General features: G+C 55.9%; 14 protein-coding genes. All 14 read left to right on the top strand.

Annotated features, from left to right (window positions below):
- Window positions 1-85: 85 nt before the first annotated feature.
- Window positions 86-928, top strand: coding sequence for a colanic acid biosynthesis glycosyltransferase WcaA (wcaA, locus tag ACMWJS_RS21910; protein ID WP_045908626.1), 843 nt, complete (start codon window positions 86-88; stop codon window positions 926-928).
- Window positions 928-1,419, top strand: coding sequence for a colanic acid biosynthesis acetyltransferase WcaB (wcaB, locus tag ACMWJS_RS21905; protein WP_039025009.1), 492 nt, complete (start codon window positions 928-930; stop codon window positions 1,417-1,419). Before wcaA ends, wcaB begins: the two co-directional genes overlap by 1 nt.
- Window positions 1,416-2,633 carry a colanic acid biosynthesis glycosyltransferase WcaC gene (wcaC, locus tag ACMWJS_RS21900; protein WP_414747566.1) on the top strand — a complete coding sequence of 406 codons (1,218 nt, stop codon included), beginning with the start codon at window positions 1,416-1,418 and terminating at the stop codon, window positions 2,631-2,633. Before wcaB ends, wcaC begins: the two co-directional genes overlap by 4 nt.
- Window positions 2,608-3,828 (top strand): colanic acid polymerase WcaD, encoded by a 1,221-nt coding sequence (gene wcaD / locus ACMWJS_RS21895; RefSeq protein WP_414747568.1) that lies wholly within the window; start codon window positions 2,608-2,610, stop codon window positions 3,826-3,828. The genes wcaC and wcaD overlap by 26 nt, the downstream gene beginning before the upstream one ends.
- Window positions 3,829-3,844: 16 nt before the next feature.
- On the top strand, window positions 3,845-4,591 hold the full coding sequence (gene wcaE / locus ACMWJS_RS21890) for a colanic acid biosynthesis glycosyltransferase WcaE (RefSeq protein WP_414747565.1): 747 nt from the start codon (window positions 3,845-3,847) through the stop codon (window positions 4,589-4,591).
- Window positions 4,592-4,606: 15 nt separating this feature from the next.
- The gene (wcaF, locus tag ACMWJS_RS21885) at window positions 4,607-5,155 is read left to right on the top strand and encodes a colanic acid biosynthesis acetyltransferase WcaF (protein WP_045908623.1); all 549 of its coding nucleotides are present in this window, start codon (window positions 4,607-4,609) and stop codon (window positions 5,153-5,155) included.
- Between the two features lie 24 nt (window positions 5,156-5,179).
- Window positions 5,180-6,301 carry a GDP-mannose 4,6-dehydratase gene (gene gmd, locus ACMWJS_RS21880; RefSeq protein WP_003863514.1) on the top strand — a complete coding sequence of 374 codons (1,122 nt, stop codon included), beginning with the start codon at window positions 5,180-5,182 and terminating at the stop codon, window positions 6,299-6,301.
- A 2-nt stretch (window positions 6,302-6,303) separates the two neighbouring features.
- A complete protein-coding gene (gene fcl, locus ACMWJS_RS21875) occupies window positions 6,304-7,269 on the top strand; it encodes a GDP-L-fucose synthase (RefSeq protein ID WP_013097874.1) in 966 nt (321 codons plus the stop codon).
- Between the two features lie 2 nt (window positions 7,270-7,271).
- Window positions 7,272-7,751 (top strand): GDP-mannose mannosyl hydrolase, encoded by a 480-nt coding sequence (locus ACMWJS_RS21870; RefSeq protein ID WP_414747567.1) that lies wholly within the window; start codon window positions 7,272-7,274, stop codon window positions 7,749-7,751.
- Window positions 7,748-8,971, top strand: coding sequence for a colanic acid biosynthesis fucosyltransferase WcaI (gene wcaI / locus ACMWJS_RS21865; protein ID WP_048028326.1), 1,224 nt, complete (start codon window positions 7,748-7,750; stop codon window positions 8,969-8,971). Before ACMWJS_RS21870 ends, wcaI begins: the two co-directional genes overlap by 4 nt.
- 3 nt (window positions 8,972-8,974) lie before the next feature.
- Window positions 8,975-10,411, top strand: a complete 1,437-nt coding sequence (cpsB, locus tag ACMWJS_RS21860) for a mannose-1-phosphate guanyltransferase (protein WP_045908620.1) — start codon at window positions 8,975-8,977, stop codon at window positions 10,409-10,411.
- A gap of 111 nt (window positions 10,412-10,522) precedes the next feature.
- The gene (gene cpsG / locus ACMWJS_RS21855; RefSeq protein ID WP_029742028.1) at window positions 10,523-11,893 is read left to right on the top strand and encodes a colanic acid biosynthesis phosphomannomutase CpsG; all 1,371 of its coding nucleotides are present in this window, start codon (window positions 10,523-10,525) and stop codon (window positions 11,891-11,893) included.
- A 46-nt stretch (window positions 11,894-11,939) separates the two neighbouring features.
- Window positions 11,940-13,334 (top strand): undecaprenyl-phosphate glucose phosphotransferase, encoded by a 1,395-nt coding sequence (gene wcaJ, locus ACMWJS_RS21850; RefSeq protein ID WP_045908619.1) that lies wholly within the window; start codon window positions 11,940-11,942, stop codon window positions 13,332-13,334.
- A 1-nt stretch (window position 13,335) separates the two neighbouring features.
- On the top strand, window positions 13,336-14,814 hold the full coding sequence (gene wzxC / locus ACMWJS_RS21845; RefSeq protein ID WP_032646471.1) for a colanic acid undecaprenyl disphosphate flippase WzxC: 1,479 nt from the start codon (window positions 13,336-13,338) through the stop codon (window positions 14,812-14,814).
- The last annotated feature ends 6 nt before the right edge of the window (window positions 14,815-14,820 follow it).

Raw genomic sequence — 14,820 nt, 5'->3', positions numbered from 1 at the left:
CCTGAGGGGAGAGGGAACTGTCCGGTGCCGCCTTTCACCCTCTCCCCTATGGGGAGAGGGGCAGGGTGAGGGGTAGGAGGAAAAAATGACCACACAACGCCCTTTGATTTCTATCTATATGCCGACATGGAATCGTCAGCAGCTGGCGATCCGCGCAATCAAGTCGGTGTTACGTCAGGATTACGATAACTGGGAGCTGATCATCGTGGATGACTGCTCTTCATCGTATGAACAGCTGCAAAAATTTGTGACTGACCTCAACGACCCGCGGGTGGTCTATACACATAACGCCATTAACTCCGGCGCCTGTGCTGTGCGTAACCAGGCGATTATGCAGGCCAAAGGGCAGTATCTGACCGGCATCGACGACGACGACGAATGGACGCCGAACCGCCTGTCTGTCTTCCTGTCGCATAAAGAGCAGCTGGTGACGCACGCGTTCCTGTATGCCAACGACTATGTCTGTCAGGGCGAGGTGTACTCGCAGCCCGCGAGTCTGCCGCTGTATCCGAAATCACCGTACTCTCGCCGCCTGTTCTACAAGCGCAACATCATTGGTAACCAGGTCTTTACCTGGGCGTGGCGCTTCAAAGAGTGCCTGTTCGATACCGAACTGAAGGCTGCGCAGGATTACGATATCTTTCTGCGCATGGTGGTGGAATACGGCGAACCGTGGAAGGTTGAAGAGGCCACGCAGATCCTGCACATCAATCACGGGGAGATGCAGATTACCTCCTCGCCGAAAAAATTCTCGGGTTACTTCCATTTTTACCGCAAGCACAAGGACAAGTTTGACCGTGCCAGCCGTAAATATCAGCTCTTTACCCTCTATCAGATCCGCAATAAGCGCATGAACTGGCGCACGCTGCTGACGCTGTTGTCCGTTCGTAACGGCAAGCGCCTGGCTGATGGACTTCGGGGGAAATAATGTTTCTGGAAGATTGCCGCGCTAACAGCTGGAGCCTGCGTCCGTGCTGCATGGTTCTGGCGTACCGCATCGCGCACTTTTGCTCGGTGTGGCGTAAGAAAAATGTCCTGAACAACATCTGGGCGGCACCCGTGCTGGTGCTGTATCGCATCATCACCGAATGCTTTTTTGGCTATGAAATTCAGGCCGCGGCCACCATTGGCCGCCGCTTTACCATCCATCACGGCTATGCGGTGGTGATCAACAAGTTCGTGGTCGCCGGGGATGATTTCACCATCCGCCATGGGGTGACCATTGGCAACCGTGGGCCAGACAGCCTGGCATGCCCGGTCATTGGCAATAACGTCGAGCTGGGCGCAAACGTGGTGATCATTGGTGACATTACGATTGGTAATAACGTCACGATTGGTGCGGGCAGCGTGGTGCTGGACACCATTCCGGATAACGCGCTGGTGGTGGGAGAAAAAGCCCGCGTGAAGGTGATTAAATGAATATTCTGCAATTTAACGTACGCCTCGCAGAAGGCGGAGCGGCAGGGGTAGCGCTGGATCTTCACCAGCGCGCGCTGCAAAAAGGACTTCAGTCTCGTTTTATTTACGGCTATGGCAAGGGCGGCAAGAAAAGCGTCAGTCACGATAACTTCCCGCAGGTGCATAAGCACACGCCGCGCCTGACCTCAATTGCCAATATCGCGTTATTCCGTCTGTTTAACCGCGATCTGTTTGGCAACCTGAATACGCTTTATCGCACGGTGACCCGCACTACCGGCCCGGTTGTGCTGCATTTTCACGTGCTGCACAGCTACTGGCTAAATCTGGAAGAGGTGGTGGCGTTCTGTCAGAAGGTGCAGGCCCACAAGCCCGACACCCGCTTCGTCTGGACGCTGCACGATCACTGGAGCGTAACCGGCCGTTGCGCGTTTACCGACGGCTGCGAAGGCTGGAAAAACAACTGCCAGAAATGCCCGACGCTGAGCAACTATCCGCCGGTGAAGGTGGATCGCGCGCACACTCTGGTGGCCGGCAAGCGCCAGCTTTTCCGCGACATGCTCTCGCTCGGCTGCACGTTTATCTCCCCGAGCCAGCACGTGGCCGATGCCTTCAACAGCCTGTACGGGGCAGGGCGCTGCCAGATTATTAACAACGGCATCGACGTGGCGACGGAAGCCATTCTCGCCGAGCTGACGCCGGTGGCAGAAACCGCGGGCAAACCGAAGATCGCTATCGTTGCGCATGACCTGCGTTACGACGGGAAAACCAACCAGCAGCTGGTGCGCGACATGATGGCGCTGGGTGACAAAATTGAGCTCCATACCTTCGGCAAATTTTCACCGTTCGAAGGGGCTAACGTAGTGAACCACGGGTTTGAAACCGATAAGCGCAAGCTGATGAGCGCGCTGAATGAAATGGATGCGCTGGTATTCAGCTCCCGCGTGGATAACTACCCGCTGATCCTCTGTGAAGCGCTCTCCATCGGCGTGCCGGTGATTGCCACCCACAGCGATGCGGCACGCGAAGTGCTGGAAAAATCGGGTGGGAAAACTTTTGCCGAGCAGGAGGTCCTGCCGCTGGTGCTGCTGCCGAAGGCGCAGATCGCTCAGGCTGTTTTTGGCACTGACCTGGAATCGTTCCGCAACCGCAGCCGCAAGGCCTACAGTGGACAACAGATGCTGGAGGAGTATGTCTCGTTCTATCAGAATCTGTAGTTATCTGCTGCTGCCGCTGATCTATCTGCTGGTCAACGTCAAAATTGCCCAGCTCGGCGAAAGCTTTCCGATAACCATCGTCACCTTCTTGCCCGTTCTGCTTCTGCTGTATGTCGATAAAATCAACCTGAAGAAGCTGATGATTGCCTTAGGGTTGGGCACGGGCCTGACGCTGTTCAACTACATCTTTGGCCAGTCGCTGGATGCCAGTAAATACGTCACCTCGACCATGCTGTTTGTTTATATCGTTATTATTATCGGAATGGTCTGGAGTATTCGCTTCAAAACGATTTCTCCGCACAATTATCGGAAAATCCTCAGGTTCTTTTATATTGCCGTTGCGTTAATTGTCATGATTGCTGCCATGGAGATGGCGCAAATTATTCTTACCGGCGGCAGCAGCCTGATGGAGATAATTTCGAAATATCTCATTTACAGCAACAGCTATGTTTTGAACTTCATCAAGTTCGGCGGGAAGCGTACCACGGCCCTCTATTTTGAACCGGCGTTTTTCGCTTTGGCGTTAATCTCAATTTGGCTCAGCATCAAACAGTTTGGTATCAAAACGCCTAAGACCGATGCTATGATTCTTGCAGGAATCGTTCTGTCTGGATCGTTCTCAGGGGTAATGACATTTATCCTGTTTTACCTGCTGGAATGGGCGTTTCAGTACCTGAACAAAGATGCGATTAAGAAAAAACTGCCGCTGGCGATTATCTCCCTGACGGTATTTATGGTGGGCGTGATATTTGCCTTCCCATACATCTCAGAACGACTGGGTGATTTGGGAACGGAAGGCTCATCGTCCTATTATCGCATCATTGGACCGCTGGTGATGGTGGGTTATTCCTTAACCCATATAGATGGTGTAGTAAGATTCGGCTCACTTTACGAATATGTTGCATCATTCGGAATCTTTAACGGTGCGGATGTCGGTAAAACCATAGACAATGGTCTGTATCTGTTAATTATTTATTTTTCGTGGTTCGCCGTACTGTTGACGTTGTGGTATCTGTTTAAAGTTTTCAAAATGATGATTAACGCGTTCGGGGATAACCAGAACTTTCGCGTGCAGCTTTATCTGTTTACGCCGGTGTCGCTGTTTTTTACCGGGTCAATATTTAGTCCGGAATATGCTTTCTTGATTGTCTGTCCGTTTATTCTGCGCAAAGCGCTTAATATTACGAACGTATGACGAAATGAGGTGATTTATGTTTCTTAGCGTCATTACTGTCGCTTTTCGTAATTACGAAGGGGTGGTAAAAACCTGGCGCTCGCTGCGCAACCTGGCGCGCGATCCAAGCCTCACCTTTGAGTGGATTGTGGTCGACGGCGGCTCGAACGATGGCACGGCGGAGTTTCTGGAAAAACTCAACGGTGAGTTCAACTTACGCTTCATCAGCGAGAAAGATAAAGGCATCTACGATGCGATGAACAAAGGCATCAATATGGCGCAGGGCCGTTATGCCATCTTTCTGAATTCGGGTGATATTTTCCATGATGACGTGGCGCTGTTTGCCCGTCAGTTGGCGCGCCAGAAAGAGGACGCCATGTATATTGGCGATGCGCTGCTCGATTTTGGCGACGGACATAAAGTGTGCCGCAGCGCGAAGCCGGGCTGGTATATCTATCACAGTTTACCTGCCAGCCATCAGGCCATTTTCTTTCCGGTAAAAGGTCTGAAAAAACAGCCTTACGATTTGCAGTATAAAGTATCTTCCGATTATGCGCTGGCCGCCAGTCTCTATAAGTCAGGTTACCCGTTCCGCCGAATTAAAGGGCTGGTATCTGAATTTTCAATGGGTGGCGTGTCAACCTCGAATAATCTGGAATTGTGCCAGGATGCCAAAAACGTGCAGCGTAAAATATTACGCGTGCCGGGGTTCTGGGCGGAATTATCTTATTTTTTACGCGTGCGCACCACGAGTAAAACGAAAGCCTTATATAACAAAGCCTGAATATAAGGAAACGTAATGCAGGATCTGAACGGTTTCTCCGTACCGAAAGGTTTTCGGGGGGCGGGCGGTATTAAAGTGCAGCTATGGTGGGCCGTTCAGGCCACCTTATTTGCCTGGTCACCACAAATACTGTACCGCTGGCGAGCATTTTTATTGCGTCTGTTTGGCGCAAAAATAGGAAAAAACGTAGTCATTCGGCCTTCGGTGAAAATTACCTACCCCTGGAAATTAACGCTTGGGGATTACGCCTGGGTAGGGGATGACGCGGTGTTATATACCCTGGGCGAGATTACGATTGGCGCAAATTCGGTGGTTTCACAGAAATGTTATTTGTGCACCGGCAGTCATGACTTTATGAGTCAGCATTTTGATATTACCGCTTCGCCTATTGTGATTGGCGAAAAATGCTGGCTGGCAACGGATGTTTTTGTTGCACCGGGTGTTTCTGTTGGCGATGGCACGGTCGTTGGTGCCCGCAGCAGCGTTTTTAAATCGCTACCGGCAAATAAAGTTTGCCGTGGCAACCCCGCAGTGGTGATACGCGAACGCGTTGAAACTGATTAAATTCATAAGTAGAGGAATATAAACATGTCTAAAGTCGCTCTCATCACCGGCGTTACCGGGCAGGATGGTTCTTACCTGGCAGAGTTACTGCTGGAAAAAGGTTATGAAGTACACGGTATTAAACGTCGTGCGTCTTCTTTCAACACCGAACGTGTCGATCATATTTATCAGGATCCTCACGCGGCGAACCCGAAATTCCACCTGCACTACGGCGACCTGACCGATACCTCCAACCTGACCCGTATCCTGCAGGAAGTGCAGCCGGATGAAGTCTACAACCTGGGCGCGATGAGCCACGTTGCGGTCTCCTTCGAGTCTCCGGAATACACCGCTGACGTGGACGCCATGGGTACGCTGCGTCTGCTGGAAGCGATTCGCTTCCTCGGCCTTGAGAAGAAAACCCGTTTCTACCAGGCATCCACCTCTGAGCTGTACGGTCTGGTGCAGGAAATTCCACAGAAAGAGACCACGCCATTCTATCCGCGCTCTCCGTACGCCGTAGCGAAACTGTACGCTTACTGGATCACCGTGAACTACCGTGAATCCTACGGCATGTACGCCTGTAACGGCATTCTGTTCAACCACGAATCTCCACGTCGCGGCGAAACCTTCGTGACCCGCAAAATCACCCGCGCTATCGCCAACATCGCGCAGGGTCTGGAATCGTGCCTGCACCTCGGCAACATGGACTCCCTGCGTGACTGGGGCCATGCCAAAGACTACGTGAAAATGCAGTGGATGATGCTGCAGCAGGAACAGCCAGAAGACTTCGTGATCGCCACCGGCGTGCAGTACTCCGTTCGTCAGTTCGTTGAAATGGCTGCTGCGCAGCTGGGCATCAAGCTGCGCTTCGAAGGCACCGGCGTGGAAGAGAAGGGCATCGTGGTTTCCGTGACCGGCCATGACGCACCGGGCGTGAAGCCAGGCGACGTGATTGTGCAGGTTGACCCGCGCTACTTCCGTCCTGCTGAAGTGGAAACCCTGCTGGGCGACCCAACCAAAGCACACGAGAAGCTGGGCTGGAAACCAGAAACCACTCTGCAGGAGATGGTTTCTGAGATGGTGGCCAAAGATCTTGAAGCAGCGAAAAAACACTCCCTGCTCAAGTCTCATGGCTACGAGGTTGCCATCGCGCTGGAGTCCTGAGAATGACAAAACAACGTATTTTTGTCGCCGGTCATCGCGGAATGGTGGGTTCCGCGATTGTTCGCCAGCTTGAACAGCGCGGTGACGTCGAAGTGGTTGTCCGCACGCGCGACGAGCTGAACCTGCTCGACAGCCGTGCGGTACAGGACTTCTTTGCTAACGAACGCATTGACCAGGTGTATCTGGCGGCGGCGAAGGTGGGCGGCATTGTTGCCAACAACACCTACCCGGCGGATTTCATCTACGAAAACATGATGATTGAGAGCAACATCATTCACGCGGCGCATCTGCACAACGTGAACAAGCTGCTGTTCCTCGGCTCATCCTGTATTTACCCGAAAATGGCGAAACAGCCGATCGCCGAAAGCGAGCTGCTGCAGGGCACGCTGGAAGCGACCAACGAGCCGTACGCCATTGCCAAGATTGCCGGGATCAAGCTGTGCGAGTCCTACAATCGTCAGTACAACCGCGACTATCGCTCGGTGATGCCGACCAACCTGTACGGACCGCACGACAACTTCCATCCGAGCAACTCGCACGTGATCCCGGCGCTGCTGCGTCGTTTCCACGAGGCAACCGCCGAGAACGCGCCGGATGTGGTGGTGTGGGGCAGCGGTACGCCGATGCGTGAATTCCTGCACGTGGACGACATGGCTGCGGCCAGCATTCACGTGATGGAGCTGGATCGCGAAGTGTGGCAGGAGAACACCGAGCCGATGCTGTCGCACATCAACGTGGGAACCGGCGTGGACTGCACCATTCGCGAGCTGGCGCAGACCATCGCGCAGGTGGTGGGCTACAAAGGCCGCGTGGTGTTTGATGCCACGAAACCGGACGGCACGCCGCGCAAACTGCTGGACGTGACCCGTCTGCATCAGCTGGGCTGGTATCACGAGGTGTCACTGGAGCAGGGGCTGGCAAGCACCTATCAGTGGTTCCTGGAAAACCAGCACCGCTTCCGGGGGTAATGATGTTTTTAAGTCAGGAAGATTTTGCCACGGTGGTGCGTTCCACTCCGCTCATCTCGATTGATTTGATCGTGGAGAAAGAACGCGGCGAGTTCTTGCTGGGGAAACGAACCAACCGTCCTGCTCAGGGCTTCTGGTTCGTGCCCGGCGGGCGCGTGCAAAAGGATGAGACGCTTACCGATGCGTTTGAGCGTCTCACTCTGGCGGAACTGGGTCTGCAGCTGCCGATGGCAGCGGGCCAGTTTTACGGGGTCTGGCAGCACTTCTATGACGATAACTTTTCAGGCACCGGGTTCACCACGCACTACATCGTGCTGGGGTTCCGCCTGAAGGTGAGTGAGGCAGACCTGCGTCTGCCTGATTCTCAGCACGATGACTACCGCTGGCAGACGCCAGAGGCGCTGCTGGCGAGCGACAATGTGCATGACAACAGTCGCGCCTATTTCCTCGCTGAACGTCAGTCCGGGGTGCCGGGCTTATGAAGATCCTCGTATACGGAATCAACTACTCGCCGGAGCTGACCGGTATCGGGAAATACACCGGCGAGATGGTCGAGTGGATGGCGAGCCAGGGACATGACGTGCGGGTGATTACCGCGCCGCCGTACTACCCGGAATGGAAAGTGGGGGAGCGCTACTCAAGCTGGCGCTACCGTCGCGAAGAGGGTGCAGCGACCGTCTGGCGCTGCCCGCTGTATGTGCCTAAGCAGCCCTCAACGCTTAAACGGTTGATTCATCTCGGCAGCTTTGCTCTGAGTAGTTTCTTCCCGCTGATGGCGCAGCGTCGCTGGAAGCCGGATCGCATCATCGGCGTGGTGCCGACGCTGTTTTGCACGCCGGGCATGCGTCTGCTGGGCAAACTCTCCGGCGCGCGCACCCTGCTGCACATTCAGGATTATGAAGTTGACGCCATGCTGGGCCTGGGGATGGCAGGCAAAAGCAAAGGCGGCAAGGTCGCGAAGCTCGCCAGCGCGTTTGAGCGCAGTGGCTTACACAACGTGGATTACGTCTCAACGATCTCGCGCTCGATGATGAACAAGGCGCAGGAGAAAGGCGTCCCGGCGGAGAAGGTGATCTTCTTCCCGAACTGGTCCGAAGTGGCGCGTTTTCGCGACGTGACTGAGCAAGATGCTCAGGCGCTGCGCGCGCAGCTCGGTTTGCCTGAAGATCAAAAAATCATTCTTTACTCAGGCAACATCGGCGAAAAGCAGGGGCTGGAGAGCGTGATCGAGGCGGCTCAACTGCTGAACGAACATCCATGGATGTTTGTGATTGTCGGGCAGGGTGGTGGAAAAGCGCGGCTGGAAAAAATGGTCAGCGAACGCGGCCTGACCAACGTGAAATTCTTCCCGCTTCAGTCTTACGAGGCATTGCCTGCGCTGCTGAAGATGGGCGACTGCCATCTGGTGGTGCAAAAACGCGGCGCGGCGGATGCGGTGCTGCCGTCCAAGCTGACCAACATTCTGGCAGTGGGCGGTAACGCGGTGATTACGGCCGAAGCCGAAACTGAATTAGGCCAGCTGTGTGACAGCTATCCGGGGATTGCCGTGTGCGTAGAGCCGGAATCGGTCCCGGCGCTGGTCACCGGCATTGAACAGGCACTTGCCATGCCAAAAATGAACACGGTGGCACGTGAATATGCCGAACGCACGCTCGAGAAAGAGAACGTGCTGAGCCAATTTATTGCAGATATACGGGGATAAATCATGAGTCAAACCACTTTGTATCCGGTTGTGATGGCTGGTGGCTCTGGTAGCCGGTTGTGGCCGCTGTCCCGCGTGCTCTATCCAAAACAGTTCCTCTGCCTGAAAGGGGATCTCACCATGCTGCAGACGACGGTAAACCGTCTCCACGGCGTGGAGTGTGAAAGCCCGGTGGTGATCTGTAACGAACAGCACCGCTTTATCGTTGCCGAGCAGCTGCGTCAGCTGAACAAACTCACAGAAAATATCATCCTGGAGCCTGCCGGACGCAATACCGCACCGGCTATCGCCCTGGCGGCGCTGGCAGCAAAACGCAGCAGCCCGGACTGTGACCCGCTGATGCTGGTGCTGGCGGCAGACCACGTGATCCAGCAGGAAGAGGCCTTCCGCGACGCGGTGCGTGCGGCCATTCCTTACGCTGAGAGCGGCAAGCTGGTGACCTTCGGTATCGTGCCGGATCTGCCGGAAACCGGCTATGGCTACATCCGTCGCGGCAACGTGACGCCGGGTGAAGGCGACAGCGTGGCGTTTGACGTGGCGCAGTTCGTTGAAAAACCGAATCTGGAAACCGCGCAGGCGTATGTCGCCAGCGGGGAATATTACTGGAACAGTGGGATGTTCCTGTTCCGCGCCGGACGCTATCTGGAAGAGCTGAGCAAATATCGTCCGGATATTCTGCAAGCCTGCGAGAAAGCGATGGCGGTAGTGGACCCGGATCTCGACTTTATCCGCGTGGATGAAGAGGCCTTCCTCGCCTGTCCGGAAGAGTCCATTGACTATGCGGTGATGGAACGCACGGCAGATGCTGTTGTGGTGCCGATGGATGCGGGCTGGAGCGATGTCGGCTCCTGGTCCTCCCTGTGGGAGATCAGCGCCCATACCCCGGAGGGTAACGTCCATCACGGCGATGTCATTAGCCACAAAACGGAAAACAGCTACGTCTACGCCGAGTCTGGCCTGGTGACCACGGTCGGGGTGAAGGATCTGGTGGTTGTCCAGACCAAAGACGCCGTGCTGATTGCCGACCGTAACGCCGTGCAGGACGTTAAAAAAGTGGTGGAGAAGATCAAGGCGGATGGCCGTCACGAGCACCACATTCATCGCGAAGTCTACCGTCCGTGGGGGAAATATGACTCCATTGACGCAGGCGACCGTTATCAGGTGAAACGCATCACCGTGAAGCCGGGCGAGGGGCTGTCGGTGCAGATGCACCATCACCGCGCCGAGCACTGGGTGGTGGTCGCGGGTACCGCCAAAGTCACGATCGACGGTGAAGTCAAACTGCTGGGTGAAAATGAGTCCATTTATATTCCGCTGGGGGCGACGCACTGTCTGGAGAACCCGGGGAAAATTCCTCTCGATTTAATTGAGGTGCGCTCCGGTTCGTATCTGGAAGAGGACGATATCGTGCGCTTCCAGGACCGCTACGGACGGGTGTAGCCCTCAGTATCATGCCCGGTGGCGCTGCGCTTACCGGGCCTACGAATGACAAAAAAATCAATTTGGCCATTGAGTGGTCAGGACCGACTGTTGCCTGAAAAAGGGGTCATCATGGAAAAATTAACCTGTTTTAAAGCCTACGACATTCGCGGCAAGCTGGGCGAAGAGCTGAATGAAGACATTGCATGGCGCATTGGTCGTGCGTACGGCGAATACTTAAAACCGCAGACCATCGTGCTGGGCGGCGACGTGCGTCTGACCAGCGAATCCCTGAAGCTGGCTCTGGCGAAAGGGCTGCAGGATGCGGGCGTGGACGTGCTGGACATCGGTCTTTCCGGAACCGAAGAGATTTACTTTGCCACCTTCCACCTGGGGGTGGATGGCGGTATTGAAGTGACGGCCAGCCACAACCCGATGGACTACAACGGCATGAAGCTGGTGCGCAAGGGCGCCCGCCCGATCAGCGGCGACACCGGCCTGCGTGACGTGCAGCGCCTGGCGGAAGCCAACGATTTCCCGCCGGTGAACGAGGCGAAGCGCGGCAGCTACAAAAAAATCAACCTGCAGAAAGAGTACATCGACCACCTGCTGGGCTACATCAACGTGGCGAACCTGAAGCCGCTGAAGCTGGTGATTAACTCCGGTAACGGCGCGGCCGGCCCGGTTGTCGATGCCCTTGAAGCGCGCTTTAAGGCACTGAACGTGCCGGTGACCTTCGTGAAAGTGCATAACACCCCGGACGGCAACTTCCCGAACGGTATTCCTAACCCGCTGTTGCCGGAGTGCCGCGACGACACGCGTAACGCGGTGATTGAGCACGGCGCGGACATGGGCATCGCCTTTGACGGTGATTTCGACCGCTGCTTCCTGTTCGACGAGAAAGGGCAGTTCATCGAGGGCTACTACATTGTCGGCCTGCTGGCGGAAGCGTTCCTTGAGAAAAACCCGGGCGCGAAAATCATTCATGACCCGCGTCTGTCCTGGAACACCGTCGACGTGGTGTCTGCCGCAGGCGGCACGCCGGTGATGTCCAAAACCGGCCACGCCTTCATCAAGGAGCGCATGCGCGAAGAAGACGCCATCTACGGCGGCGAGATGAGTGCCCACCACTACTTCCGGGACTTTGCCTACTGCGACAGTGGAATGATCCCGTGGCTGCTGGTCACCGAGCTGCTGTGCCTGAAGGGGCAGACCCTGGGCGAGCTGGTGCGCGACCGTATGGCGGCGTTCCCGGCGAGCGGGGAAATCAACAGCAAGCTGGCGCAGCCGGCCGAGGCGATTGCCCGCGTGGAGCAGCACTTTGCCATTCACGCGCTGGAAATTGATCGTACCGACGGCATCAGCATGGCGTTCCCGCAGTGGCGCTTTAACCTGCGCTCGTCCAACACCGAGCCGGTGGTGCGCCTGAACGTGGAGTCCCGTGCGGACACCGCGCTGATGGAAGCCCGAACGAAGGACATTCTGGCGCTGTTGAATCAGTAATAACTGCCCCTCCCGGTGGGAGGGGGAACCGAATACAGGAACAACGATGACGAATCTAAAAAAACGCGAACGAGCGAGAACGAATGCATCGTTAATCTCTATGGTGCAGCGTTTTTCTGATATCACCATCATGGTCGGTGGATTGTGGGCGGTGTGTCGGATCAGCGGGCTGCCGTTCTTATATATGCATCTTCTGATGGCCCTGATTGCGCTGGTCGTGTTTCAGATGATCGGCGGAATGACCGATTTCTACCGCTCGTGGCGCGGCGTCAAAATGACCACCGAACTGATGCTGTTGCTGCAGAACTGGACCCTGAGCCTGATCTTCAGCGCAGGCCTGGTGGCGTTCAGCCATGATTTTGATAATCGCCTCGTGACCTATCTCTGCTGGTATCTGTTGAGCAGCGTCGGCATGGTAGTGTGCCGCTCCCTGATCCGCTTTGGCGCGGGCTGGCTGCGCAACCGTGGCTATAATCGTCGCTTCGTGGCGGTAGCAGGCGATCTGCCCGTCGGCAGGGTGCTGCTCGACAGCTTCCGCAAAGAGCCGTGGTTAGGCTTTGAAGTGGTCGGGATTTATCACGACGCGAAGCCTGGCGGCGTGCCTGCCGACTGGGCGGGCAACTACGACCAGCTGATTGACGATGCCAAGGCCGGCAAAATTCACAACGTCTACATCGCCATGCAGATGAAAGACGACTCCCGCATTAAGCAGCTGATGCGCGAACTGGCGGATACGACCTGTTCAGTGCTCCTGATCCCGGACGTGTTTACCTTCAACATCCTTCATTCGCGTATTGAAGAGGTGAACGGCGTGCCGGTCGTACCGCTGTACGACACGCCGCTGTCCGGTATTAACCGCGTGCTGAAGCGTCTGGAAGATATCGTGCTCTCTTCGCTGATTCTTCTGCTCATCTCTCCGGTGCTGTGCTGCATTGCCCTGGCGGTGAAGCTGAGCTCTCCTGGACCGGTTATCTTCCGTCAGACCCGCTACGGCATGGACGGTAAGCCGATTATGGTGTGGAAATTCCGCTCCATGAAGGTGATGGAGAACGACAAGGTCGTGACCCAGGCCACGCAGAACGATCCGCGCGTCACCCGCGTCGGGAACTTCCTGCGCCGCACCTCGCTGGATGAACTGCCACAGTTTATCAACGTCTTTACCGGCGGGATGTCGATTGTTGGCCCGCGTCCGCACGCGGTGGCGCATAACGAGCAGTACCGCTCGCTGATTGAAGGCTACATGTTGCGCCATAAGGTGAAGCCGGGCATCACCGGCTGGGCGCAAATCAACGGCTGGCGCGGCGAAACCGACACGCTGGAAAAAATGGAAAAACGCATCGAGTTCGATCTGGAGTACATCCGCGAGTGGAGCCTCTGGTTCGATATCAAGATTGTTTTTCTGACTATCTTCAAAGGTTTCGTGAACAAAGCGGCGTACTAAGATGAGCTTACGTGAAAAAACCATCAGCGGCGCCAAGTGGTCAGCGATGGCGACCATCGTCATCATTGGCCTCGGCCTGGTGCAGATGACGGTGCTGGCGCGCATTATCGATAATCACCAGTTCGGCCTGCTGACCGTCTCGCTGGTGATCATCGCGCTGGCCGATACGCTGTCTGACTTTGGTATCGCCAACTCGATTATCCAGCGCAAAGAGATCAGCCATCTTGAGCTGACCACGCTCTACTGGCTGAACGTGGGGCTGGGGATTTTCGTGTTTGTGCTGGTGTTCCTGCTGAGCGACACCATCGCCAGCGTGCTGCACAACCCGGATCTCGCCCCGCTGATGCGCACGCTGTCGTTTGCGTTCGTGGTGATCCCCCACGGGCAGCAGTTCCGCGCGCTGATGCAGAAAGAGCTGGAGTTCAATAAGATCGGCATGATCGAGACCAGCGCCGTGCTGGCGGGCTTTACCTTTACCGTCGTGAGCGCCCATTTCTGGCCGCTGGCGATGACCGCCATCCTCGGTTACCTGGTGAACTCTGCCGTGCGTACGCTGCTGTTTGGCTACTTTGGGCGTAAAATTTACCGTCCGGGACTGCATTTCTCTCTTGCGTCCGTCTCGTCCAACCTGCGCTTTGGCGCGTGGCTGACGGCGGACAGCATTATCAACTATGTGAACACCAACCTCTCGACGCTGGTGCTGGCACGTATTCTCGGCGCCAGCGTGGCGGGGGGCTACAACCTGGCCTACAACGTCGCGGTGGTGCCGCCGATGAAGCTGAACCCAATAATCACCCGCGTGCTGTTCCCGGCGTTTGCCAAGATTCAGGACGACACCGAAAAGCTGCGCGTTAATTTCTACAAGCTGCTTTCGGTGGTGGGGATTATCAACTTCCCGGTGCTGCTGGGGCTGATGGTGGTGTCCAGCAACTTCGTGCCGCTGGTGTTTGGCGAGAAGTGGAACGGTATTATCCCGATCCTTCAGCTGCTGTGCGTGGTAGGGTTACTGCGCTCCGTGGGGAACCCGATTGGGTCCCTGCTGATGGCAAAAGCGCGCGTGGACATCAGCTTTAAATTCAACGTGTTCAAAACCTTCCTGTTTATTCCGGCAATTATCGTCGGCGGGCACATGGCGGGCGCCATTGGCGTGACGCTGGGCTTCCTGCTGGTGCAGATCGTCAATACCGTCCTGAGCTACTTCATCATGATTAAACCGGTGCTGGGCTCCAGCTACCGTCAGTACATCCTGAGCCTGTGGCTGCCGTTCTATCTCTCATTGCCGACCCTGGCGGTGAGCTACGGTCTGGGCGCGATCCTCAGCGGCCATCTGCCGCTGGCCGCGCTGCTGGCGGTGCAGGTTGCCGCGGGGGCGCTGGCCTTCGTCGTGATGATCGTACTTTCTCGCAATGCGCTGGTCGTTGAGATGAAGCGCCAGTTTTGCCGTAACGAAAAAATGAAAACGCTGCTTCGCGCAGGCTAGTTCTTT

It is taken from the genome of Enterobacter sp. HK-058-C-ECC (assembly GCF_047531125.1).
In the GTDB taxonomy this organism is placed as follows: Bacteria; Pseudomonadota; Gammaproteobacteria; order Enterobacterales; family Enterobacteriaceae; genus Enterobacter; species Enterobacter quasiroggenkampii.
The sequence above is the reverse complement of the archived record's forward strand: the minus strand, read 5'-3'. Positions and strand labels throughout refer to the sequence as shown.